Raw genomic sequence first — 24282 nt, 5'->3', positions numbered from 1 at the left:
AGCGGCTTCTGCGCTGCGGCGAAAGCAGTCAGCGCTTCGCCAGCCGTGCCAGGATCCCGCCCATCTCGAACACCGTGGCCTGCGCATCGAGCGACTGGGCGAGCGCGATCGGGCCGAGCTGCGATGCGGCCTCATACACCGCGATCGCCTCGGCCAGTGCTGTGCCCTGCCGACCGCGCGCCTCGGCGAGCGCGAAGGCGGGGACGCGGGCGAGGAACGCCTCGTAGCGTGGCTGCGCCGCCTTGGTGCCCAATGTCTTGGCGAGGCGGGCGCGAATGGCGTTGTCCAGATCGCCGCGCTCGGCGATCGCCGCCATCTCGCCGTCGAGCGTCGCGAGGTCGAGCCCGGCAAAGCCGAGCGCCTTGCCCGGCGAGCCGTTGCCTGCGCGGACCAGCGCGTCGATCTCCGCCGCGCTCGCCTCGGGCAGCTGTCCACGCAGCACAGCCGCGACCTCGCTATCGGCCAGCGGGTCGAAGCGGAGCACGCGGCAGCGCGAGCGGATTGTCGGAAGCAGGCGCCCCGGCGAATGGCTGACGAGCAGGAAGATCGTGCCGGCCGGCGGCTCCTCGAGATTCTTGAGCAGCGCGTTGGCGGCGCCCGGCCGTTCGACATCGTCGATCGCATCGATGATGATGACGCGCCGGCTCGACATGCTCGGCTTGGTCGCGAACATCGGATTGAGTGCGCGGACCTGCGCAATCGTGATCGAGCGCGCGAGATTCTCGCCCGGCTTGTCGGCATCCTTGGGCAGGCGGGTCAGCACGCGATAATCGGGATGCGCGCCGGACTCGATCAGACGGCGGGTGGGGTTGTCCTCCGGCAGGTTGAAATCGTCCGTGGGCGGTTCCTGTCCCGCCCCTTCAGCCAGCATCCGCGCGGCTGCGGCCCGGGCGAAAGCGGCTTTGCCGAGACCTTCCGGGCCGGTGAACAGCCATGCGTGGTGCAACTGGCCGCCCGACATGGCGGCGCGAAACGCGGCCTTTGCGGCGGCGTTGCCGGGCATTGACGTCATGGCAGCAGGTCGGCGAGCGCGTCCATGAGTGACGTCGTGACGTCATCCATGCTGCCCGATGCATCGATCAGCCGCACGCGATCGGGTTCGGCCGCGGCGATGCGGCGGAACTGCGCGGCGACCGCGTTGTGAAAGTCCGGCCCGCGCGCGCCGAAGCGGTCGGCGGCGCCCCCGTCGCGCGCGATCGAGCGGGCATGGCCGGCGCCGTCGGGCAGGTCGAGGATCAGCGTGCGGTCGGGCAACAGCCCCTTAGACCCGAACCCGTGCAGCGCCAGGATCGCGGCGTCGTCGATATCCTGCGCACCCTGATAGGCGCGGGTCGAATCGACATAGCGGTCGCACAGCACCCAGCTGCCCGCCTCCACCGCGGGCCGGATCAGCTTTTCGACATGATCGGCGCGCGCGGCGGCGAACAGGAGGGTTTCGGTATGCGCGCTCCAGCGGTTGACCGCGCCCTGCATCAGCAGCCCGCGGATCGCCTCCGCACCCTCGGTCCCGCCCGGTTCGCGGGTCAGGACGACGTGGACGCCGCGCGCCTCCAGCGCCGCTGCCAGCCGCTTCGCCTGGGTCGACTTGCCCGCCCCCTCCCCGCCTTCGAGGCTGAGGAAGCGCCCCCTCACGCGCCGAACAGCGACATCAGGCCGGCCCAGATGCGGCCGAAGAAGCCGGCCTCACCGACATCGGCGGCGGCGACCAGCGGCAGGCGCTGCTCGGGCAGGCCGGGCGAGGTGACGACGAGGTCGGCGATATGCTGGCCGGCCTTGATCGGCGCCTTGATTGGGCCCCGATAGACCACGGTCGCGCGTAGATCGGGGCTGGCGCCCGAGGGGATGGCGATGGCGAGGTCGCGCGGGGCGACGAGGCCAACCTGCGATGCATCACCCAGCTGGACGGCGGCCTGCTCGACCGTGCGGCCCTTGCTTACCAGCTTGCGCGACGACCATGCGCGGAAGCCCCAGTCCATGAACTTGACCGATTCCTCGATCCGCTGATTGAAGCTGGTCAGGCCGGCGACGACCATCACCAGGCGGCGGCCATTCTGCTCGGCCGACCCGGTGAAGCCGTAGCCCGCTTCCTCGGTATGCCCGGTCTTTAGGCCATCGGCGCCCCGGACGCGACCGAGCAGCGGATCGCGGTTCGCCTGGGTGATCGGCGCGCCGCCCATGGTGGTGCCGAAGGTGAAGCTCTCCTTGGAGTAGAAGCGCTTGTAGAGATCGGGGTGATTGACGATCGTCGCCTTGGCCAGCTTCGCCAGATCGCGCGCGGTGACGTAGGTGCGCCCCTCGTCGGGCCAGCCGTTCGACGTGCCGAAGCGGCTGCCGGTGAGGCCGATTTCCTTGGCCTTCTGGTTCATCAGGTTGACGAACGCCTCTTCGGTACCGGCGATATGTTCGGCCAACACCACGCAGGCATCGTTACCCGAAACGACCATGATGCCGTTGAGCAGATTTTCGACGCTGACCTTCTGACCCGGCGACAGGAACATCGTCGAACCCGCTGAAGGACCATGCCATTTCCGCCACGTCTCGGGCCGGACATCGGCCATGGTGTCGAGCTTGAGCTTGCCCTGCTTGATCAGGTCGAACGCGACATAGGCGGTCATCATCTTCGCCATCGATGCCGGTGGCATGCGACGATCGGCGTCCTTGGCGAACAGCACCGCGTCGGACGAAAGATCCTCGAGATAGGCGACCGGCGCAGCGGTCTCGAACGGAGGGGTCTGCGCGGAGCCGGGCGCGACGGTGAACGAAAGCGCGATGGTGGCGAGGAGGAACTTCTTCATGGGTCGTTATCGGTCCAACGCTGGAGTTACGGAACGGAGATGATGCGGGCGTCGCCAAAACCGCGTCGCGCCACATCGGCGCGGGCGCGCTCGGCGGCGGCGCTGCTGGTATAGGGGCCGAGCTGGATGCGATAGACCCCACCCCCGGGGCGCACGATGCCGCCGAGCTGGTCGGCGAGCGCCTTTGCGCGGGCGGCGCTGGAGAGCGCGGCAACCTGCACGAACAGGCCGCGGCTCGGCCGTGCGGCGGGTTGTGCCGGCTGGCGGGCCGGACGGGCCGGACGCTCGGGCGGGGGCGCGGCGGCTTCCTCGCGGGGGGTGGCACCAAGGCGACGGCGCAGGCCGGCGAGCAAGGCGGGCGGGGCGTCTGCGCGGGGCGGCACCGGCTGCCCGGCGGCGAGCGCGGTTGCATCCTGCGCGGTCACGGAGGTGCGGCGCACGCGGACCGGCGGGGTGCCGGTGACGCCAAGCTGTCGCGCGGCGGCGCCGGATAGCTCGATCAGACCCTGGCCGGGCCCGCGGATCAGGATCAGGATGGTCTTGCCGGTATCGAGCGCGGTGACTTCGGCATGGCTGCCCTGCGGCAGGACCGAGCTGAGCGCGAACACGCCCTCCCCTGCGCCCGCATAACCGGCATAGCCGACGCGGTCATAGCGCTCCTCGCCCGGACGCAGGCGCGAGCTGCCCTGCGGCCCATCGCCGGTAGCGGGAGCACCTTCGCCAGCGGCGGGCGCGGGATAGGCGGGCGGCAGGTTGGCCTCGGGCGCCGGACCGGCTGCCGCCGGCGGCAGTTCCTGAAGATCGCCCCCGCCCCCGCTGCACGCCGCGAGCAGCGCGGCGGCGACCAGGCTAATTCTCGACTTCATCGGCCAGCAACCCCACCGAAAGCGCATAGAAATTGGAGCAATTGTAATCGAGGATCACGCGGTAGTTGCCGGTGAGCAGATAGGCGGTCCTGCCAGGCCCATCGGGCTCGAGCAGCGTCGCCTGGATATTGCCGTCCGGCCAGCGGCCCGATTGCGGGACCACGCCCAGCGCACGCCATTCGGACATCGTCCGCCACTGCGAATGCCGCTCGAACACGCGCGAGCAGCGCGTCGGTACGGTGCGGTTCTCCAGCGCACGGCGGTCGAGGCTCGCCGGAACGGTGACCGCGATGCCCCAGGGCTGGCCCGGACGCCACCCGGCGTTGACGAAGTAATTGGCGATCGACGCGAGCGTATCTGCCTCGTTCGACCAGATATTGGCGACACCGTCCCCGTCCCCGTCGCGCGCGAGGCGCAGATAGACCGACGGAAGGAACTGCGGATAGCCGAACGCGCCCGCCCAGCTGCCCTTCAGCCGGTCGCGCGGGACGCCGCGATCGACCATCTTCATCGTCGCGATGAATTCGCCGGCGAACAGGCTGCGGCGGCGGCCTTCATAGGCGAGCGTGGCGAGGCTGCGCGGCAGATCGAAGCCGCCGGTATAGCTTCCGTAATTTGTTTCATGCCCGAAGATCGCAACCATGATCGATTCGGGCACGCCGGTTTCGCGCTCGACCCGCTCCAATTTGGTGCGCAACCGGCGATAGGTCTCGCGCCCCCGCCCGATCCGTGCGGCATCGACATGGCGCGCCTTGTAGGGCGCGAAATTGGGGATCGGCGCGTTCGAGCTTCCGCCTGGCTGGTCGCGATCCAGTTCGATCACGCGCGGGTTGTAGGTGAGCGATGGGAGCACGGCGTCGAGCGTGCGTGCGCTCACCCCTTCGGCCAGCGCCTGCTGGCGCAGTGGCCCGTTGATATAGGCCTGGAACCCGGCCTCGTCCTGCGCCACCGCCGGTGCGCCCGCGGCGCCGAGCGCCACGACCGCCGTGCCAACCAAAACGAACCGCCGCATCAGGCCCTTGGATCCTCGCATTGCGCCTCTCTGCCACAGGCGACGGCGGGCATGAACCCCCCGCATCGGGGAAATCGCTAGGCTCTTGCGGAAAACGCGGCGAAAGCCCTAAGGCGCATGCCGCGCGGAGAGGTGGCCGAGTGGTTTAAGGCAGCGGTCTTGAAAACCGCCGTAGGTGCAAGCCTACCGTGGGTTCGAATCCCACCCTCTCCGCCACAGGCCTAAATCAGCGCTATCCGTCGCTCAGCTCGAGATACGGGACCACGTCATTCTCGGTCGCGAGCCACAGGCCGGACTGGACGTCTTCGGTCTGCTGGCTCGCGATCGCCAGCGCTTCGCTGAGCGGTCCGTAGAACAGGGTGTGCGCCGCGGCATCCTGATCGCTGAGGTGATAGAGGCGCACGCTGGCGGTCCCGAAGACGGTGCGCATGCCCGGTCTATCCCCGCCCGATCAGCCGCATTGCGATGCGGTCCGCGACTTCGCTCGCCGGGTCGCCGGTGCGATCGCTCTCGTCCCACACTTCGGCGAGGCGATCGGGGATGCGGGCGATGCGCGCCTCCACCTCGGCGCGGTCGCCCTGGCCGAGATATTCGAGGCCGACATTGATGATGCCGCCCGCGTTGATAACGTAATCGGGTGCGTAGAGGATGCCGCGCGCATGGATGCGGGCGCCGTCTTGCGGCGTCGCGAGCTGATTGTTGGCGCCGCCCGCGACGACCTTGCAGGTCAGCGCGGCGATGCTCGCCTCGGTCAGGATCGCGCCGAGTGCGTTGGGGCTGAAGATCTCGGCCTCGACGCCCAGGATCGCGTCGGCGGCGACCGTATCGGCGCCAAGTTCCGCGGCGAGCGCGCTGGCCCGATCGGCGTTCACGTCGGCGAGGGTCAGCTTCGCGCCGTCCGCAGCGAGGCGGCGGGCGAGACCGCCGCCGACGCTGCCCACGCCCTGGATCGCGACATGGACGCCGTCCATGCTGTCGGCGCCCAGCGCGCGCTTCGCCGCCGCCTTGACGCCGAGATAGATGCCGAGCGCGGTGAACGGCCCGGGATCGCCGCCGGCATCGCCGCCCGCGACCGGCAGGCCCGAGACATGGCGGGTGCGCGTGGCGATCACCTTCATCCGCGCTTCGGACATGCCGACGTCTTCGGCGGTGACATAGCGGCCGCCGAGCGACTCGACGGCCTCGCCGAATGCGATCAGCTGTGCCTCGCTGATCGTCGCGCCCGGCTCGGAGGCAAGCACGACGCCCTTGCCGCCGCCCAAAGGCAGGCTGGCCATGGCGTTCTTGAAGCTCATGCCGCGCGACAGGCGCAGCGCATCGGTGATCGCCGCATTGCCGTCGGCATAGTGCCAGAAACGCACGCCGCCCGCGGCGGGGCCAAGATTGGTCGAATGGACCGCGATCACCGCGCGCAGGCCGCTGGCGGGATCGGTGATGAGGTGCACGCCCTCATGGGCATCGAAATCGGGCAGGTCCCAAACCGCGGTCATGGCGCTTCCAGTCGAATAACAATATTTCGAGGGCGCGTAATATTCTTCCGCGCAGCCCAGCGCCAGTCCAAAATGTCAGCGGTGGGAAAATGGGGCGATCGACGGGACTTGAACCCGCAACCCCCGGCATCACAAGCCGGTGCTCTAACCAATTGAACTACGATCGCCGTGGAGGCGCGCGCTTAGCGGCGAGAAGGGCCCGGCGTCAAGTCGCTGTGTGTTCGAGGGCAGAAGATGGGGATGCAAGCCGGTCCCGCTGACCCCCGCGCGCCCCGCCTCACGCGTGATCGCGATCGCGGCATCGACCGAAATCTGCCCCTCGCGCGCCATGCCCCGCGCCGACGCGGCAAGCGTGGGGCAGTGCATGAAAGCGTGCCGCGCCAGCATAGTGGCATCGCCCCCCTCCACCAGCAGGCGGCGCAGGTCATTGTCGATCGCGACGGTTTCGAACAGCAATGCGGTGCCGTCGAAACCGCTGTGACCGCAGGCGGCGCATCCGCCCGGCCGATAGATGACCGTGCCCGGATCGACGCCAAGCAGTGCGGCATCCGATCCGCGGGCCTGCGCGGGATTGCTACAGGCGCTGCACAAGCGGCGCTCGGGCCGGACCGCGATCAGCGCGCGCAGCCCGAGCGCGATCCCATAGCGGTTCACGCGCCATGCGCGCAGCTGCGTGATCGCCGCGACGATCGTTTCGGCGTCGATCCCGATCACCACCCGGCGGCCCTGCTGCGCCAGATCGAAAGCGGTATCGATCGCCGCACGATCCGTGCACGGGCCGAGCAGGATCGAGTCGCAGTCCATCCGCCCCGCACGCTCCAGATCGTCGCGACCGCCCGGCACGCGGGCGACATATCGCTCCCCCGGCGCTTGGGCTGCGGCGGCCATGACGCGGCGCAGGGCATCGGCATCCTGCGACGCAATCAGCAACGCGCCGCCGCCGGCGCGCAGGGCACCCCGGAGGCGGCCGAGCATGTCTTCCGGCATGGCCAGCGCAGCCAGCCCGCAATCGGCGTGCGCCGCGCCAGACAGATCGATCACGATGCGATCATCGTCACGCGTCGCGAGCGGATGGGCGGCCGCATGCGCGAACCATTCGGCCGGCGCGGGCGCGGGCGCGGGCGCGGCGCGAAAGCGGCTGAGTTCTCCGCCGATCCGCGCCAGTATCGTGAGGCCGTCGTCGCCCTGCACGACATGCAGCGCCGTGGCCCGCGCGTGCTTCGCTGCCAGAACCAGTTTTTCGAAGCCTGCCGCGTCGCGCATGTTGCTGCGCTATGGCGGTCAGATGACGCCGATCTTGCGTTTGTGTGACGCTTTTAAGTCGTCGCCAGATGCTGGCGAGGCCCCTCACCTTCTGGCAAAAGCGCGGCATGACGACCCCCTACCCCGCCTGCGGCTTTCCGATCGAGCCGGTGATCGAACGGCTCGGCGCGCAGCCGGGCGTTCAGAAAGTCCCGACGCCCAAGCTGACGCTGTTCATCCGTAAGAGCTTTCTCGACGCCCCTTTCTGTGCGGAGCTGATGGGAATGATCGACCGCGACCGGCGTCCGTCGCTGGTGTCCGACTATAATGGCGACGCGGTGTTCCGCACGAGCGAGACGTGCGACCTGCCGGTGGACGGCGACCTGTCGCGGCGGCTCGATGCGCTGATCTGCGACTTTATCGGCCTCGATCCCGCGCATGGCGAGCCGCTGCAGGGCCAGCGCTATGCCGTGGGGCAGGAGTTCAAGGCGCACACCGACTATTTCGAGCCGACCGGCGTCGACTTCGACAAATTCTGCTCGGTCGCCGGGCAGCGTACCTGGACGGTGATGATCTATCTCAACGCCGTCGAAGCGGGTGGCGCGACGCGGTTCAAGGCGATCGACAAGATCATCCAGCCCGAGCCGGGCAAGCTGCTGGCCTGGAGCAACCTGCGTCCCGACGGCACCCCCAACCCCACCACGCTCCACCACGCGATGAAGGTGCGCGCCGGGACGAAGTACGTCATCACCAAATGGTTTCGCGAGCGACCCTGGGGGTGATACGAAAAGGGCCGCCCCCACGGGACGGCCCTTTCCGCGTTCGATGCCGCCGATCAGAACTTGGCGCTGAGCCCGACCGTGAACTTGCGGCCGACATCATAGGTGTTGGTGTCGACGCGCACGTCGTTCGGGAAGGACTGATATTCCTGGTACCGTGTCTTTGTGAGGTTGCGTCCCTCGAACTTCAGCTCGAACTCCGCCCCCGCCAGCTTGAAGCCCTGCCGGGCCACGACGTCGATCGTCAGGCCGGGCTTTTCGACGATGTCGGGCAGGCGCACGCCCTCGACCACCGGACCGCGGTTGGTGACGCGCTCGCTCGCATAGTTGAACAGCACCGTCAGCTGCGAAAGCGAGGCGGTGTCCTCGATCCCGAGCTGGAAGTTGACGAGGTGATCCGACTGGCCGACCAGCGGGGCACCGTCATCGAACAGCAGCGAGGATTGCACCGCCGGCGCGCCCAGGATCGGGCTTGGGACCAGCTCATCGCCCGTTTCCAGCTTCGACTTGGTGTAGGTGTAGTTGCCGATCAGCACGAGCCGCTTGGTGGCGAAGAAACCGTCGCCCAGGGTATCGAGCGGGATGTACTTCACCGCTTCGATCTCACCGCCGTACAGCTTCGCGCTGGGCGCGTTGGAGAAGCCGGTCTGGAGCGAGGTCGAGCCTGCGGCGACGAACGCCACCGCTTCGATCGGATTGTCGATCTTCTTGAAGAAGCCGGCGAGCGAGATGCGCTGGTCACGCGCATAATACCATTCGTAGCGCGCTTCGGCATTGTACAGCTGCGAGTCGATCAGCAGCGGGTTGCCGATGAACTGGCGGCTGCTCTCGAAGTCCTGGTACAGCTGCGGAGCGAGCTCGCGGAACTGCGGGCGGGCGATCGTCTTCGATCCGTGCACGCGCAGCTGCATGTCGGGCGCGAAATTCCACGTCACCGTCGCGGCGGGCAGGAAATAGTCGTTGTCGAGATTGGTCCCCGCGACCGCACCGGTGGGCAGCACGCGCTGCTTGGCGGTTTCGTAGCGCACACCGACCGAGGCACGCAGGCCGTCGAGCAGTTCGGCCTCACCCTGCACATAGCCGGCATGAACCTTGAGCGAGGCGTCATAGGCGGCCGCGCCAGTCCCGGTCGATTCGTTGCGCAGCGTGATGCCGTAGGTCTGGATGTTGTAGTCCGACAGCAGATAGTCGGGGCGCTGCTGCGATACCGCCAGGTTCACCGGCCCGTTGTTCGGCCCGACGAAGCGGAAGAAATAACGGCTCGAAGTGCGGAAGGTGTCGGTATAGGCATAGCCCGCCGACACGGTGATCGGGCGCGCGCTGTCGAACTCATAGGCGAAGTCCGCGGCACCGGCCCACAGATCCTCGTTCAGGTCGCTGAACGCGATCGTCGCGCCGCTGGGGGCGCTGAGCGAGTTGGTATAGTCGTTGACCGTCGGATTGAATTCGTAGCGGAACGCGCGCTCATAGGGCGCCTTGCGCTTGGTATTGGCATAGGCGCCGCGCAGGTCGACATCGAGCGCACCGAAATCCAGCTCGGCGACGACCTGGCTGGTGAACAGCTGGCGTTCGAACCAGTTGGTGTTCTGGGTGGAGAAGGACGGGACGCCATATTGGCCCGGAATGCCGTAATTCTCTTCGTCGTACAGGCCGATGATCGCCTGCTTCAGCGTGTCGTGGATATAGACGTTGGTGAAGCGGATGACATGCTCGCCGGTCTCGATGCCGATCCCGAGCATGCCGTTGGCGATGATGCGGTTGTCAGTGGTCACCTGGTTGCCGTCGCTGGCGAGGCCGCCATCGGCGCCGATCGCGACCTGCTGCTTCTGGGCGCGCGTCTGCCAGCTGTTCGACAGGCCGCCCGCGCCGATCACGCCGATGCGGAAATTGCCGGTGTCGAAGGTCTTGCCGAAGCTCGTACCGACCGACCAGTTGGCGGGGATGTGATAGTTTTCGAACACCACCGTGGTCGGCGCGTTCGACAGCTGGATCAGCTGTGACGGATCGCTGATCGACGTGCCGTCGGCGCCGGCTGCCTTGATGAAACCGGGCACGGTACGCTCGCCATCGTCATAGCCGAACACATCGGCGCCGCCGCCGTCATAGGTGTAGCCGAGCTCGCTGGTGGTCACCGTGTCGAAACCGACCGACCCCTCGACCTCGAAAAAGCCGTCGCGCGGCGCGGCACGGGTGGTAATGTTGATCGCGCCGCCGCCGAATTCGCCCGGATAGTTCGCCGAATAGCTCTTCTGCACCAGCGCCGATCCGACGATGTTGGTCGGGAACAGGTCGAGCGGCACGACGCGGCGCAGCGGCTCGGGGCTGGGCAGCGGCAGGCCGTTGAGCAGCGAGGAGGAATAGCGGTCGCCAAGGCCGCGGACATAGACGAAGCCGTTGCCGACGACGCTGAGGCCGGTGACGCGGGTGAGCGCGCCCGCGATGTCGCCCTCGCCGGAGCGCGCGATGTCCGCGCTCGACAGCACCGACACGACCTGCGGGGTCGCCTTGATGACGTTGGGAATGTTGCGGCCGATCACGACGATCTCGTCGCTGGTATCGCCCGCGCCGGGGGCGGAGATTTCGACCTCTTCCTCTTGCGCCGCAGGATCGTCCTGGCCCGGCGATACGACGGCGGGATCCTGCGCAGCCCGCGCGAGCGCGTGCGGCGCGACGAGTTGCGTGGTCAGAAGCAGCAGACTTCCGAAGGCGGTGCTCTTTTTCATCTTTTGACGTCCGTTTTCAGAGGCTGGCGTTTTCAGAGCCCTGCGCTTGCGGAGGCTGGCGCCTTCAGAAGCTGGTCCCGCCAAGGAAGGACCGGAACCGGCGGCCCCTTTTCCGCCGGTTCCGGTGGGTCGATCACGCTCCGATCAGGTGACCGGAACGGTCGTGCACGCGCTGCCCGCCGCGCCGAAGTTCGCGCGGTTCGAGTTGCAGGTCCAACCCTGGTACCAGGTGTCGCTCGGGCCGCTGATCGCGCCGATATAGCTGGTGTTGACCAGGAACGAGGTGCCCGAAGGGTTGAGCGTCGCCGCGTTGAAGGCGGTCACGCCCGCGGCCCCGCTGCCCGGCAGATAGCCCGACGTCAGCGCATTCGCCGCAGTGCCGTTCTTAACGTTATTGGTACCGGCATCGACCAGGGCTTCCTGCTCGGCGTTGGTCACGGTGATGCTGTTCACCGCGCTTTCGGCCGACAGCGCGCCGGTGCAGGCGAAATACACCGAGTTGAACTGCGGCGGACCCTGCTCGTCGATCGCCGGGTTCGCCGGTCGGATCGTCGACTTCCCGCCGTTGTCCGTGGTGCCTGCGAGCACGTTGAGGCAGGGCTTACCCGAAACGAGGATGCCGTTCACGAAGTTGAAGTCGGCACCGCCGCGGATGCGCAGACCGGCATTGGTCGCGCTCGAGGTGTGGACGAAGGTGAAGTTGGCGATGCGACCGAACTGACGCGGGGTCGCGTCTTCGTTGTTGTTCGAGTCGATTTCCATGACATAGTTGTCGCCGGTGCTGTTCGACGGCTTCTGGATCGCGATCGCGAACTGGATGAAGCCCTTCCAGCCCACATCCGTGTCGAAGCTGTCGTCATCGGCGCCGGTAACGATGAAATAGCGGGCGTTGTGCGTGCCGCCGAAGATTTCGATGCCGTCGTCCGAGCTGTTGTGGACCTGAACATATTCAATGCGGGTGCCGTTGCCGACGCCGCCGGTGGTCAGGCCCTGCAGCTCGTTGTTCGGGCTGATGACCGTGCCCGAATAGCGGATCTGGACATAGCGCATCACGCCCGAATTGTCGCCCGGGCTGGCGCCGCCGTACAGCGCGTTGCCGGTGCCTTCGACGACGTTCTCGCAGTTCACCGACCCGCCGGTGACGCCCGCGAGGTTGCAGTTCGAGATCGGTGCGCGGCCGGCGAGGATGATGCCGCCCCACAAACCCTGCGATTCGTCGGTCACGCCGCCGGTCAGGTTCTGCTGCGCGGTGAAGATGATCGGCTGGGCCGCGGTACCCTCGGCATTAATGGTCGAGCCGCGGTTGACGACCAGGAAGTCGTTGTCGGCGTTGGTCGTGTTGGCATAGACGATCACGCCCGGCTGAATCGTCAGGCTGGCGGCGGTGCCGCCGGTGCCGGCGCCACCACGATCGACGCCGACGTCGACGCGGCCGTTCATCTCATAGGCGACGCCCGGCAGCTTCTGCAGCGTGACGGCGGTATTGATCAGCGAGGGAATGCGGCAGCCGCGGAAGCTGCCGACGATGCCGGCATCGGTGAAGCCCGACGGGCAGCTGGCGGCCGGGGTTCCTGGGGTCGGCGTCGGCGACGGGCTCGGCGAGGGGGACGGTGCCGGGGTCGGCGCCGGAACCACGATCACGCCCTCACCGGGCGAGGCGACGCTGCTCGCGCCGTCGCAGGCGGCAAGGGTCGCGCCGGCGACGCCGGTCATCAGAATGAGGCTGAAACGCTTGAAGTCGGCCATGAAAATCTCCGTCCGGTTCGATCCGGTTTGCAGGATGATGGGCGGGCGCCCCGGATCGACTCGGAAGCTCCCCCTGCCGATCACAAGGGCCGCGCTACGAGGCAACGATGACGGAGCGATGGGATTTGGGAGAAAGTTCGATGACGTTGAAATGACGGTTTCGTGACGACGATGACAGACGCGTTACGATCCGCGCCCCGGCCGCCCGCGAACGACGCGTACAGCAAAAAACCCGCCGGATCGGGTCCGGCGGGTCTTTGAAATGGTGGGCGCGGCTGGGATTGAACCAGCGACCCCTGCGGTGTGAACACAGTGCTCTACCACTGAGCTACGCGCCCGATGCCCCGACGCGCGTGCGGCGCGCCGATGACGGTTCCGACGGATCGGAACTCCCCGGAGTGGCCCGGGGAGCGGAGCCTCTAAAAGGACGGAACCGGCTTGTCCAGCCCCGTCCTGCTCCGTTTAGTTGACCGCGTCCTTCAGGCCCTTGCCAGCCTTGAACTTGGGCTGCGACGACGCCTTGATCGTCATCGGCTCGCCCGTGCGCGGGTTGCGGCCCGTCGAAGCCTTGCGCTTCGAGACCGAGAATGTGCCAAAGCCCACCAGACGGACCTCGTCGCCCTTCTTGAGCGAGGTGGTGACCGCGTCGAACACCGCTTCCACGGCCTTGCTGGCGTCCCCCTTGCTCAGGCCTGCCGTGTCGGCGACCGTCGCGATCAGTTCCTGCTTGTTCATGCCCTTTGAACCCCTGCTTATTTTGGTAGGCGTAGATAATGGAATCACGGCACCGGGATGCCGGTTGATTAGCAAAACGCCTCCCGGCCCCGCTGTAAAGCGGAAAGCGGCAAGATTTGGACGAATCCGATCAGATTCGGCGTTTACGCGGCATCAACCGTCAATGGCGCAGCGGATCGCTCCCCGCTCCACCGACCACGGCCGGCGGTTGCGCGGCCAATTCATCGGCATCGGTCCAGTCGATCGCGGTCAGCGGTCCGGTGAGTGCCAGTTTCAGCACCTCGTCGACATGCGCGACGGGCACGATGTCCAGCCCCTCGCGGATATTCGCCGGAATTTCCGCCAGATCCTTCTCGTTCTCCTGCGGGATCAGCACCATCTTGATGCCGCCGCGCAGCGCGGCGAGCAGCTTCTCCTTGAGCCCGCCGATCGGCAGCACGCGACCGCGCAACGTAACCTCGCCGGTCATCGCGATGTCCTTGCGCACCGGCACGCCGGTCAGCGTCGACACGATCGCGGTCACCAGCCCGATGCCCGCCGAGGGCCCGTCCTTGGGCACCGCGCCCTCGGGAAGGTGGACGTGGATGTCCTTGCGCGCGAAGATGCTGGGCTTGATCCCATAGCTCGGGCTGCGGGCGCGGATGAAGCTGAACGCCGCATCGACGCTCTCCTTCATGACGTCGCCCAGCTTGCCGGTGGTCTTGATCGCGCCCTTGCCGGGCACGGTCACGCTTTCGATCGTGAGCAGCTCGCCGCCGACCTCGGTCCAGGCGAGGCCGGTGACCGCGCCGATCTGATGCTCCTCCTCGCCGATGCCGAAGCGATATTTGCGCACCCCGGCGAACTCGTGGAGATTCTCGGGCGTGACGACGACGCTTTCCGCCTTGCCCTCGAGGATGCGACGCAGCGCCTTGCGCGCAAGCTTCGCGATCTCGCGCTCGAGCGTACGGACGCCCGCTTCGCGCGTGTAATAGCGGATCAGGTCGCGCAGACCGTCCTCGGTCAGCTCGAATTCGCCGTCCTTGAGGCCATGCGCGTCGATTTGCTTGGCGAGGAGATGGCCCTGGGCGATCTCGACCTTCTCGTCCTCGGTATAGCCTTCGAGCCGGATGATCTCCATGCGGTCGAGCAACGGCTGCGGCAGGTTGAGCGAGTTGGCGGTCGTCACGAACATGATGTCCGACAGATCGACGTCGATCTCCAGATAATGGTCCTGGAACTTGCCGTTCTGCTCGGGATCGAGCACCTCGAGCAGCGCGCTCGCGGGGTCGCCGCGGAAATCCTGGCCGAGCTTGTCAATCTCGTCGAGCAGGAACAGCGGATTGCTGGTCCCCGCCTTTTTCAGGTTGGTGACGATCTTGCCCGGCAACGATCCGATATAGGTGCGGCGATGGCCGCGAATCTCGGCCTCGTCGCGCACGCCGCCAAGCGACTGGCGGATGAACTCGCGCCCCGTCGCCTTGGCGATCGACTTGCCCAGGCTGGTCTTGCCGACGCCGGGCGGGCCGACGAGGCACAGGATCGGGCCCTTGAGCTTGTTGGTGCGCGCCTGCACCGCGAGATATTCGATGATCCGGTCCTTGACCTTCTCCAGCCCGTAATGATCCGCGTCGAGCACTGCCTCGGCCTCGACCAGATCCTTTTTGAGCTTCGACTTCTTGCCCCACGGCAGGCCGAGCAGCACGTCGAGATAGTTGCGCACCACCGTCGCCTCGGCGCTCATCGGCGCCATGGTCTTGAGCTTCTTGAGTTCGGCCTGCGCCTTGCCGCGCGCTTCCTTGCTAAGCTTGAGCGTGGCGATCTTCTGGGTCAGCTCGGCGATCTCGTCGCCCTCGCCTTCCTCATTCTCGTTGCCGAGTTCGCGCTGGATCGCCTTCAACTGCTCGTTGAGATAATATTCGCGCTGGGTCTTCTCCATCTGGCGCTTCACGCGCGAGCGGATCTTCTTCTCGACCTGCAGCACGCCGAGCTCGCCCTCCATGAAGGCGAACACCATCTCCAGCCGCTTCTGCGGATCGGTCTCGACCAGCAGGCTTTGCTTGTCGGCGACCTTGACCGCGATGTTCCCCGCGACCGCGTCGGCCAGGCGCGAGGCTTCCTCGATCTCGCCGAGCTGCACGGCGGTCTCGGCCGGCAGCTTGCGGTTGAGCTTGGCGTAATTCTCGAACTGGTCGATCACCGACCGCATCAGCGCCTGAACCTCGGTGCCCTCGGTCTGCTTTTCCGCGACCGGCGAGACCGTCGCGGTCAGATATCCACCGGTCTCGTTCATCGCCTCCAGCTTGCCGCGCTCCTTGCCCGCGACGAGCACGCGCACGGTGCCGTCGGGTAGCTTGAGCAGCTGCATCACTTCGGCGGACACGCCGGTATCGTACAGATCCTCGCGACCGGGATCGTCATTGGCAGGATCGAGCTGCGCGACCAGGAAAATCTCCTTGTCGTCGGCCATTGCGGCCTCCAGCGCGGCGACCGACTTGTCGCGGCCGACGAACAGCGGCACGATCATGTGCGGAAACACGACGATGTCGCGCAGCGGCAATACGGGATAGGTAGTCTTCATGAACACTCCGGTGCTGCCCGCATGGGGCAGAGTCGCCCATCTATATGGGGAGCAGGGGCGACGCATCAATGCAGTGTTCGCCGCGATCGCCATCCTCGGCTGCAGCGCGGGCGCGCTGGCGCAAAAGGGCGAGCCGCCGATCACGGCGCTGACGGCGACATCGGGTGGACCGATCGAGCCGGAGCGGGCGGCACTGCGGCTCGAGCATGTCGATCTGGCCGTGAGGGTCGAACCGGCGAAGAAGCTTCTGGATGGCGTTGCGACGTTGCGGCTGTCGACCCGCATCCGACAGACGCGGCTGTTGCTCGACCTCGACCGGAATTTTCCGGTCAGTGCGATTTCGGTCGATGGACTTGCGCTGCGACCGAACGCATGGCGCAATCCCGAAGGGCGGCTGATCGTCGACCTCCCCGCCCCGCTTCCTGCCGGTGGCCAGACCAGCGTGCGGATCGCCTATGCGGGCCGCCCGCACGAGGCGGTCAACGCGCCGTGGGACGACGGGTTCGTCTGGTCGAGCTGGATGGGCAAGCCCTGGGCCGCGACGACGGCGCAGGGCTATGGCTGCGACCTGTTCTGGCCATGCCTCGACTTTCCGGCGGGCGAGGTGCCTTCGATACGCATCGCGATCACCGTGCCCGACGGCGTCTCCGCGATTTCGAACGGCGTGCTGAAATCGGTCGAGCGGGAAGCCGGCGGGCGGCGCTGGACGTGGGAAGCGAAGAACATCAACCCATATCTCGTCGCGCTCAACATCGGCCCCTATCGCGAGATCAAGGGCGCCTATGCCAGCCGCTATGGAAACAAGGTGCCGCTCCAGCTGTGGCATCTCGAAGGAAAGGCGCGGCAGGCGGCCGGGCTGTTCGCCGAATTCGCGCCGACGCTCGATTTTTACGAGATGGTGATCGGCCCCTACCCGTTCGCCGACGAAAAGCTGGGCGTGGTCGAAACGCCGCACCTCGGCATGGAGCACCAGACGGTCAATGCCTATGGCAATGACTATCGCAAGGATGAGACCGGCTTCGACTGGCTGTTCCATCACGAGCTCGCGCATGAATGGTTCGGCAACCAGATGACCGTCGCCAACTGGGACGATTTCTGGCTCCATGAAGGCTATGGCCAGTATATGCAGCCGCTCTACGGCCAGTGGCGCGAGGGCGAGGCACGCTACGCGGCGATGATGGCAGCGCAGCGCCGAAATATCGTCAATCTGCGGCCGCTCGTGTCGGGGCAGGTTCGCACGACGGAGCAGGTCTATCAGTCGGAACAGGGCGGGCCGGCGCAGGATATCTACTACAAAGGCGCGTGGGTGCTGCACACGCTGCGCTATCTGATCGGGGACAAGCCGTTCTTCGATGCGACACGCCGGCTGGTCTATGGTCGCCCCGATCCCAGGCCGGGCAACTTCACACCCCGCTTCTCCTCGACCGCCGAGTTCGAGACGTTGATGAGTGCCGCCGCGCAACGCGATCTCGGCTGGTTCTTCGACGTATATCTGCGCCAGTCGGCCCTGCCCGAACTCGTGCAGACGCGCTCGGGGGACCGGCTGACGCTGGAATGGAAGACAGCCGGGTCCCGCCCCTTCCCCCTCCCGGTCGACGTGCAGATCGATGGAACGGTAAGACGCGTGGCGATGGCCGGGGGGCGGGAGACGATCACTGTCCCGGCCGACGCCCATATCGTCATCGACCCGATGGCCCGGATCCTGCGCCGCAACGAGGCGATCGAGGCCATGCAGCGGCGGTGACGCGTCAATCGACGCGCATATGCTCGGCGCCGACGCGCAGCTGGTTGCGGCCCCCTGCCTTCGCGGCATAGAGCGCCGTATCGGCACGGGTGATCGCGCGCGCCAGCGTGTCCCCGTCCAGCGCGACGACGCCTCCCGAACAGGTCACCGGCTTGCCATCCGGACGATCGATCAGCCCGGCATCCATGCGGCGCGCGACGCGGCGGAGGATCCCAGCGGCTTCATCCTCGCTGGTATCCGGAAACAGGACGACGAACTCTTCGCCGCCCCAGCGCGCGACGCGATCCGCCCTGCGCACCCCGCGTGCCAGAAATGCGGCGAAGTCCTTGAGGATATCGTCGCCGACATCGTGTCCGAACTCGTCGTTCACCGACTTGAAGTGATCGAGATCGATCAGCGCGACCGTGCCATCCGCAACGTCCTCGGACCGGGCCATGAAGCCGCGGCGGTTGAGCAGGCCGGTCAGCGGATCGCGATGCGCGGCGTTGTCGAGTGTCGCGATCCGGACCTGCGTCGCTTCGGTCGCGCGGCCGACACCGGCGAGCAGATCGGCCAGGACATCACCATCCTGCACCGATTCCAGCGCGGCGGTCTGTTCCTGTTCCAGGGCGGCGACGGCGCGCGTGGCAAAGCGGATCGGCGCCATCAGCGCGTCGATGCAGAACAGCGTGAACCCCGTCCCGACAAGGGTCGCCGCAAGAACGACGCTCAAGCCCGCCAGATCGACGCGTCCGCTCAGATACTGCCACCCCGCAAAGCTCAGCAGCGGGATATGCGTGCCCACGAAACAGATGGTAAACATCCGCAGGCGCAGGCTGCTTGGAAACAGAAATCGGGTTGCCTGATAGAAGCGCACATCATTCCCCTCATTGCTGGCGACGGGCCGACAAGTCAGTCCCGCGCGTTAACGAGGTACGAACGATCATGGTTAAGCCTGTGGACAACGGGGTGACACATGCCGACCCGAGCAAAAAGGGCGCCGGCTGCCCGACGCCCTTGATTCAATTCGAAACGGAACGCGATCAGGCGGCGTCGCCGGCGCCCGCCTTTTTCTTTTCGGCGTAGACGCGCACGGGATCCTTGGTCCCCAGCACCACGTCCTTGTCGATCATCACCTCGTCCACCCCGTCCATGCTGGGCAGGTCGAACATCGTGTCGAGCAGGATGCCCTCCAGGATCGATCGCAGGCCGCGCGCGCCGGTCTTGCGTTCGATCGCCTTCTTGGCGACCGCGACCAGCGCGTCCTCGGTGAAGCTGAGCTTCACATTCTCCATCTCGAACAGCTTCTGATACTGTTTCACCAGCGCGTTCTTCGGCTCGGTCAGGATCTTGACCAGCGCCTCGATGTCGAGATCCTCGAGCGTCGCGACCACCGGCAGGCGGCCGACGAATTCGGGGATAAGGCCGAACTTGAGCAAATCCTCCGGTTCGGTCTGGCGCAGCGTCTCACCCGTGCGGCGCTCCTCGGGCGCGGCGACATAGGCGCCGAAGCCGATCGACTTGCCCTGTAGGCGGTCGCCGATGATCTTCTCCAGCCCGCTGAACGCGCCGCCGCAGATGAACAGGATGTTGGTCGTGTCGACCTGCAGGAACTCCTGCTGGGGATGCTTGCGCCCACCCTGCGGCGGAACCGACGCCGTGGTGCCTTCCATCAGCTTGAGCAGCGCCTGCTGGACGCCCTCGCCCGACACATCGCGCGTGATCGAGGGATTCTCGGCCTTGCGGCTGATCTTGTCGATCTCGTCGATATAGACGATGCCGCGCTGCGCCCGCTCGACATTATAGTCCGACGCCTGGAGCAGCTTGAGGATGATGTTCTCGACATCCTCGCCGACATAACCGGCCTCGGTCAGCGTCGTCGCGTCGGCCATGGTGAAGGGCACGTCGAGGATGCGGGCCAGCGTCTGCGCCAGCAGCGTCTTGCCGCAACCGGTCGGCCCGACGAGCAGGATGTTCGACTTGGAAAGTTCGACATCCGCGCCCTTCGCGCCATGATTTAACCGCTTGTAATGGTTGTGCACCGCGACCGACAGGACGCGCTTCGCGCGCTTCTGGCCGATGACATAATCGTCGAGCACGTCGCAGATTTCCTGCGGCGTCGGAACACCGCCGTCCTTCTTGCTGACCAGCGCCGACTTGGTCTCTTCACGAATGATATCGTTACAGAGTTCGACGCACTCGTCGCAGATGAACACGGTCGGTCCGGCGATCAGCTTGCGCACCTCGTGCTGCGACTTGCCGCAGAACGAGCAGTAGAGCGTGCTTTTCGAATCGCCGCCGCTTAACTTCGTCATTCAGTCTTCCTTTGCGTGCCGTGCGGTTGCGCAACACGGCATCCTACACCCGGGGCAAAATCCCCGGCAATCCAAATTCGCGTCCTACCCCGCCAAGGGTGAGCGCCAGATTAAGACGCCCCGCCCTCGCTGTCAGCCGCCTGCGGGCGCTTTTCATACACTTCATCGACAAGACCGAACGCCTTGGCTTCGTCAGCCTCGAGGAAGGTATCGCGATCCATCGCGCGCTCGATCTCTTCGAGCGGCTTTCCGGTGTACTTCACGTACAGATCGTTCATCCGCCGCTTGATCCGCAGGATTTCCTTGGCCTGGATCTCGATGTCCGACGCCATGCCCTGCGCTCCGCCCGAAGGCTGATGGATCATGATCCGCGCATTGGTGAGCGCCACGCGCAGGCCCGGTTCGCCCGCGGCCAGCAGGAAGCTGCCCATCGACGCGGCCTGGCCGATGCACACCGTGCCGACGCGCGGACGGATATACTGCATCGTATCGTGGATCGCCATGCCGGCGGTCACCACGCCGCCCGGCGAGTTGATGTACATCCAGATGTCCTTCTTCGGGTTCTCGGACTCGAGGAAGAGCAGCTGGGCGGTGATCAGCGAGGCCATGTGATCCTCGACCGGACCCACCACGAAGATGATCCGCTCGCGCAGCAGGCGCGAATAGATGTCGAAGCTGCGCTCTCCGCGGCTCGACTGCTCGATGACGATGGGAACGAGCGCTCCGGTCACGGGATCGCGCGTAAAGCCTTCAGGGGTCAGGTTACCGGCAAGGGGGTGCATGTGGGAATGTCTCGTCAAATCTGTTTTTGCCCGCAGGCTACATCGGGCCTCGCACCGCCCGGCGCAAGGGGGGAAGAGGGTGAACGCACGCCAATGCCACGCGGCCTTCCCCGGGGCAGCGGCTCAACCATTTCTGAACCCTTCCGCTTCAAACTATCCCTAGACCGGCAAATGGAGGCGGCGCAGATGCGCCAGAACGCCCATACCCTGACCCTGTTCGGCGTGTCCTACGCCGCGCTGGTCGCTGTCAGCTTGATTCCGCTCTTTGCAGTGGGCGGGCTGCACGATGCGACCTTCGGGATCGGCATGGTGATCGGCATTGCGCTGATCCCGGTTTCCGCGATCGTGGTGACGATATTCGGCGGATTGCTCCCCCGCCGTCGCGCCGTTCCATCGGGCGTCGAGGTCGCTGCGCGCCCGGCGATGCCGGCTGTAGCCCGAGAACCCTTTGAATTCGCATTTGCGGCCTGGAACGGAATCGAATCGCGCGAAGCGGTTGCGCGCCTGTCGAAACGCCTGTTCGCGCTGGAAATCGTCCATCGGTACGAGACCGGGGCGATCGCGGTCGAGGACGGCGCGGTCCGATGGGCGGTCGCGCCGGTGCGTGGAGCGCTCCGCATCGCAGGCTGGATCGAGGCCGAAGACGCCGAGACCCGGGCGATGATCCGCGCGGCGATCGAGGAATTCCTGATCGACGAGCTGGGGATCAGGCTGGAGAGCCTCGCCGCCTGAGGGCGCAATTCCGTGCAACGGACCCAGTCCAGAACGACGCGGCCTACTCCGCCATCGGCGCGGGTTGCGCCAGATAGGCCAGCCGCCGCATCTCGCGCCGCCCCCGCACGACGGTGTCGAGGATCAGTCCGGCAAACAGGCTGAGCGCGGACAGGATGACCAGCCCCGTCGCCAGGATGGCGGTCGGGAAACGCGGCACCAACCCGGTTTCCATATAGGTCATCGCGAGCGGCACGGCGAGGATCACCGCCAGACCGGCAAGCGCCAGCGCGATCCATCCGAAGAACAACATCGGCTTCTCGATCCGGTAGAGCGTCACGATCGTACGGGCGATGCGCGCGCCGTCGCGATAGGTCGACAGCTTCGATGCCGACCCCTCGGGCCGCGCAAGATAGCGGGTTTCGATTTCGCCCACCGGCATCTTGAGCTCGAGCGCATGGACGCTAATCTCGGTCTCGATCTCGAACCCCGCCGACAGGACCGGAAAGCTCTTCACGAAGCGGCGCGAGAAGACGCGATAGCCGGAAAAGATGTCGGTGAAACTGCGGCCGAACAGCTGCGCGAGCAACCCGGTCATCGCGCGATTGCCGAGGACATGGCCGCGGCGATACGCGTCCGCCGCTTCATGGATGCGGGTACCGACGACCATGTCGAGCCCCTCCTCCCGGAGCTTCGCGATCATCGCGGATGCGGCGGCAGGGTCATAGGTCGCGTCGCCATCGGCCATGACATAGATGTCGGCATCGACGTCGGCGAACATCCGGCGCACGACATTGCCCTTGCCCTGCATACGCTCTGTGCGGACGACGGCGCCGGCCGCTCGCGCGACCTCGACCGTCCGGTCGGCACTGTTGTTGTCGTAGACGTAGATCGCGGCATCCGGAAGGGCCGCGCGAAAGCCCGCGACCGTCTGCGCGATCGCGGCTTCCTCGTTATAGCAGGGCAGGATTACTGCGATGCGCGGTTCGATCACGCCATTCCCCACCATGTCACGCCGGACCTGATCCCCTGCCGGTCGGGAAGCCCGGCACGTCGCGGAAGCAGATTGCGGCGAGTGTGCGACACCACTTGCCCCGGCACAACCCATGAGAAGGGCCGGGGCAAGGATGGCCGTCGACGGAGCGGTTAGTCCGCCTTCTTCTTGGCCGGAGCCTTCTTCTTCGGGGCGGGCTTGGCTTCGCCGTCGGCGTCATCCTTTGCCGCTGCCTTCTTGGCGGGAGCCTTCTTTGCGGGCGCCTCTGCGTCCTCGGCCTTGGCCTCCTTCTTGGGGGCGGCCTTCTTCGCCGGCTTCACCTCTTCGGCGGCGGCTTCGGGCTCGGCGTCGGCCTTCTTTGCCTTGGCCTTCTTTGCAGGCTTGTGGTCGTGATCATGGTCGCAGTCGGGACCATGGACGTGCGGGACCGCGCCCTCTTCGCTTTCGATCGCGGCTTCCAGTTCCTCGCGGGTCACTTCGCGGTCGCTGATCTCCGCCTTTTCGAACAGGAAGTCGACGACCTTGTCCTCATAGAGCGGCGCGCGCAGCTGGGCTGCCGCCATCGGCTCCTGACGGATATATTCGAAGAAGCGCTGCTGGTCTTCGGGGCGGTACTGCTGTGCGGCCTGCGCGATCAGGCGGTTCATCTCCGCCTGGGTCACCTCGACGCCGTTCGCCTGGCCGATTTCCGAGAGCAGCAGGCCCAGACGCACGCGGCGCTCGGCGATCGCGCGGTAATCGTCCTTTTCCTTTTCCAGCTCGGCCTTGGCGGCCTCGGGATCTTCCTCATGGCCGGCTTCATGCTGAAGCTGCGCCCAGATCTGCTGGAACTCGGCTTCGACCATCGACGGCGGGACCGGGAAATCATGGCCCGCGGCGAGCTGGTCGAGCAGCTTGCGCTTCATATAGGTGCGCGTCAGGCCGCCGGTCTCGCTCTCCATCTGGCCGCGCAGGATGGTGCGCAGCTGGTCGAGGCTTTCGAGGCCGAGATTCTTCGCCAGATCCTCGTCGATCTTGGTTTCGCCGGCGGTCTTCACCGCAGTGATCTTGAGGTCGAAGGTCGCGGGCTTGCCGGCCAGCGTGTCGACGCCATAATCCTCGGGGAAGGTCACTTCGATCTGCTTCTCGTCGCCGGCCTTCACGCCGACGAGCTGGTCCTCGAAGCCCGGGATCAGGCGGCCGGTGCCGATCTCGACGGCCATGGCTTCGCCGGTGCCGCCCTCGAACGCCTCGCCGTCGACCTTGCCGACGAAGTCCATGGTGACCTGGTCGCCCTGCTTGGCCTTGTAGCTCGCCTTGGCGTCTTCCCAGGCCTTTTGCTGGCCGGCGATCTGCTGGATCTGCTCATCGATGGCTTCGTCGCCCACAGGCACGGTCAGCCGCTCGAGCTTCAGGCCCTCGATCGACGGGGTCGGAACATCGGGGAGCACTTCCAGCTCGACCTTGACCTCGGCGTCGCCGCCGGGGGCGAATTCGCCGTCGAGGCTGACCGAGGGCTGCATCGCGGGACGCAGCTTGTTATCGGCGATGATCTTCTGCACGCCTTCCTGGATCGTCGTGTTCAGCGCGTCCTGGGTCAGCGCTTCGCCATGCATCTTGCGGACGAGATTGGCGGGTACCTTGCCGGGGCGGAAGCCGGGCATGCGGATCTGCGGAGCCACGCGCTTCACCTCGGCATCGACTCGCGAGTCGATGTCCTTGGCGGTGATCTTCAGGGTGTAGGCGCGCTTCAGGCCCTCGTTCAACGTCTCGACAGTCTGCATTTCTATCAGGCTTCCTGCTCTGGAAGTGGAATCGGATGCGCGGCGT

General features: G+C 66.3%; 20 protein-coding genes and 3 tRNA genes. 4 read left to right on the top strand and 19 right to left on the bottom strand.

Annotated elements, in window-relative coordinates; all coding sequences use genetic code 11:
- Positions 1-28: 28 nt before the first annotated feature.
- The 5 genes from ABS767_RS13930 to ABS767_RS13910 are packed head-to-tail and all read right to left on the bottom strand — an operon-like array spanning position 29 to position 4673.
- On the bottom strand, positions 29-1012 hold the full coding sequence (locus ABS767_RS13930) for an AAA family ATPase (RefSeq protein ID WP_408079360.1): 984 nt from the start codon (positions 1010-1012) through the stop codon (positions 29-31).
- Entirely contained in the window at positions 1009-1632 is a 624-nt protein-coding gene (gene tmk / locus ABS767_RS13925; RefSeq protein WP_408079358.1) for a dTMP kinase, read from the bottom strand. The genes ABS767_RS13930 and tmk overlap by 4 nt, the downstream gene beginning before the upstream one ends.
- Complete coding sequence (locus ABS767_RS13920) at positions 1629-2795, bottom strand: D-alanyl-D-alanine carboxypeptidase family protein (RefSeq protein WP_408079356.1); 1167 nt, start codon at positions 2793-2795, stop codon at positions 1629-1631. The genes tmk and ABS767_RS13920 overlap by 4 nt, the downstream gene beginning before the upstream one ends.
- Positions 2796-2821: 26 nt before the next feature.
- Positions 2822-3661 (bottom strand): SPOR domain-containing protein, encoded by an 840-nt coding sequence (locus ABS767_RS13915; protein WP_408079354.1) that lies wholly within the window; start codon positions 3659-3661, stop codon positions 2822-2824.
- A complete protein-coding gene (locus ABS767_RS13910; protein WP_408079352.1) occupies positions 3645-4673 on the bottom strand; it encodes a lytic murein transglycosylase in 1029 nt (342 codons plus the stop codon). The genes ABS767_RS13915 and ABS767_RS13910 overlap by 17 nt, the downstream gene beginning before the upstream one ends.
- 126 nt (positions 4674-4799) lie before the next feature.
- Between ABS767_RS13910 and ABS767_RS13905 the strand changes: the two genes are divergently transcribed.
- Positions 4800-4889 (top strand) — tRNA-Ser (locus tag ABS767_RS13905).
- A 16-nt stretch (positions 4890-4905) separates the two neighbouring features.
- On the opposite strand, the gene ABS767_RS13900 is transcribed toward ABS767_RS13905, so the two are convergent.
- From ABS767_RS13900 to ABS767_RS13885, 4 genes are all read right to left on the bottom strand, one after another.
- Entirely contained in the window at positions 4906-5103 is a 198-nt protein-coding gene (locus ABS767_RS13900; protein WP_408079350.1) for a hypothetical protein, read from the bottom strand.
- A gap of 7 nt (positions 5104-5110) precedes the next feature.
- Complete coding sequence (locus tag ABS767_RS13895; protein WP_408079348.1) at positions 5111-6163, bottom strand: Leu/Phe/Val dehydrogenase; 1053 nt, start codon at positions 6161-6163, stop codon at positions 5111-5113.
- 90 nt (positions 6164-6253) lie between these two features.
- Positions 6254-6330: transfer RNA gene (locus ABS767_RS13890), tRNA-His, on the bottom strand.
- A complete protein-coding gene (locus ABS767_RS13885) occupies positions 6308-7426 on the bottom strand; it encodes an ATPase, T2SS/T4P/T4SS family (protein WP_408079346.1) in 1119 nt (372 codons plus the stop codon). Before ABS767_RS13885 ends, ABS767_RS13890 begins: the two co-directional genes overlap by 23 nt.
- Positions 7427-7533: 107 nt before the next feature.
- Between ABS767_RS13885 and ABS767_RS13880 the strand changes: the two genes are divergently transcribed.
- On the top strand, positions 7534-8187 hold the full coding sequence (locus tag ABS767_RS13880; protein ID WP_408079344.1) for a prolyl hydroxylase family protein: 654 nt from the start codon (positions 7534-7536) through the stop codon (positions 8185-8187).
- A 53-nt stretch (positions 8188-8240) separates the two neighbouring features.
- Here ABS767_RS13880 and ABS767_RS13875 read toward each other — a convergent pair whose 3' ends face one another.
- The 5 genes from ABS767_RS13875 to lon all read right to left on the bottom strand — a co-directional run bounded on the left by ABS767_RS13875 (position 8241) and on the right by lon (position 15948).
- A complete protein-coding gene (locus tag ABS767_RS13875; protein ID WP_408079342.1) occupies positions 8241-10907 on the bottom strand; it encodes a TonB-dependent receptor domain-containing protein in 2667 nt (888 codons plus the stop codon).
- A 144-nt stretch (positions 10908-11051) separates the two neighbouring features.
- On the bottom strand, positions 11052-12653 hold the full coding sequence (locus tag ABS767_RS13870) for a hypothetical protein (RefSeq protein ID WP_408079340.1): 1602 nt from the start codon (positions 12651-12653) through the stop codon (positions 11052-11054).
- Between the two features lie 263 nt (positions 12654-12916).
- Positions 12917-12991 (bottom strand) — tRNA-Val (locus tag ABS767_RS13865).
- A 124-nt stretch (positions 12992-13115) separates the two neighbouring features.
- Positions 13116-13388, bottom strand: a complete 273-nt coding sequence (locus ABS767_RS13860) for an HU family DNA-binding protein (protein WP_145845335.1) — start codon at positions 13386-13388, stop codon at positions 13116-13118.
- 160 nt (positions 13389-13548) lie between these two features.
- Positions 13549-15948 (bottom strand): endopeptidase La, encoded by a 2400-nt coding sequence (gene lon / locus ABS767_RS13855; protein ID WP_408079338.1) that lies wholly within the window; start codon positions 15946-15948, stop codon positions 13549-13551.
- On the opposite strand from lon, the gene ABS767_RS13850 reads away from it, so the two are divergent.
- Positions 15947-17692 (top strand): M1 family metallopeptidase, encoded by a 1746-nt coding sequence (locus tag ABS767_RS13850; RefSeq protein ID WP_408079336.1) that lies wholly within the window; start codon positions 15947-15949, stop codon positions 17690-17692. The two genes, lon and ABS767_RS13850, sit on opposite strands and share 2 nt — an antisense overlap.
- Before the next feature lie 4 nt (positions 17693-17696).
- On the opposite strand, the gene ABS767_RS13845 is transcribed toward ABS767_RS13850, so the two are convergent.
- The 3 genes from ABS767_RS13845 to ABS767_RS13835 form a co-directional block, all read right to left on the bottom strand.
- On the bottom strand, positions 17697-18494 hold the full coding sequence (locus ABS767_RS13845) for a GGDEF domain-containing protein (protein WP_408079334.1): 798 nt from the start codon (positions 18492-18494) through the stop codon (positions 17697-17699).
- A gap of 220 nt (positions 18495-18714) precedes the next feature.
- On the bottom strand, positions 18715-19986 hold the full coding sequence (gene clpX / locus ABS767_RS13840) for an ATP-dependent Clp protease ATP-binding subunit ClpX (RefSeq protein ID WP_408079332.1): 1272 nt from the start codon (positions 19984-19986) through the stop codon (positions 18715-18717).
- A 110-nt stretch (positions 19987-20096) separates the two neighbouring features.
- Positions 20097-20768 (bottom strand): ATP-dependent Clp protease proteolytic subunit, encoded by a 672-nt coding sequence (locus ABS767_RS13835; protein WP_408079330.1) that lies wholly within the window; start codon positions 20766-20768, stop codon positions 20097-20099.
- A 186-nt stretch (positions 20769-20954) separates the two neighbouring features.
- Here ABS767_RS13835 and ABS767_RS13830 point away from each other — a divergent pair, with 186 nt between their 5' ends.
- The gene (locus ABS767_RS13830) at positions 20955-21500 is read left to right on the top strand and encodes a hypothetical protein (RefSeq protein ID WP_408079328.1); all 546 of its coding nucleotides are present in this window, start codon (positions 20955-20957) and stop codon (positions 21498-21500) included.
- 43 nt (positions 21501-21543) lie between these two features.
- On the opposite strand, the gene ABS767_RS13825 is transcribed toward ABS767_RS13830, so the two are convergent.
- Both ABS767_RS13825 and tig read right to left on the bottom strand, forming a co-directional pair.
- The gene (locus tag ABS767_RS13825) at positions 21544-22470 is read right to left on the bottom strand and encodes a glycosyltransferase family 2 protein (protein WP_408079739.1); all 927 of its coding nucleotides are present in this window, start codon (positions 22468-22470) and stop codon (positions 21544-21546) included.
- Positions 22471-22625: 155 nt separating this feature from the next.
- On the bottom strand, positions 22626-24236 hold the full coding sequence (gene tig / locus ABS767_RS13820) for a trigger factor (protein ID WP_408079326.1): 1611 nt from the start codon (positions 24234-24236) through the stop codon (positions 22626-22628).
- Positions 24237-24282 lie beyond the last annotated feature (46 nt).

The sequence above is a fragment of the Sphingomonas plantiphila genome (assembly GCF_046000505.1).
Taxonomy (GTDB): Bacteria; Pseudomonadota; Alphaproteobacteria; order Sphingomonadales; family Sphingomonadaceae; genus Sphingomonas; species Sphingomonas plantiphila.
The sequence above is the reverse complement of the archived record's forward strand: the minus strand, read 5'-3'. Positions and strand labels throughout refer to the sequence as shown.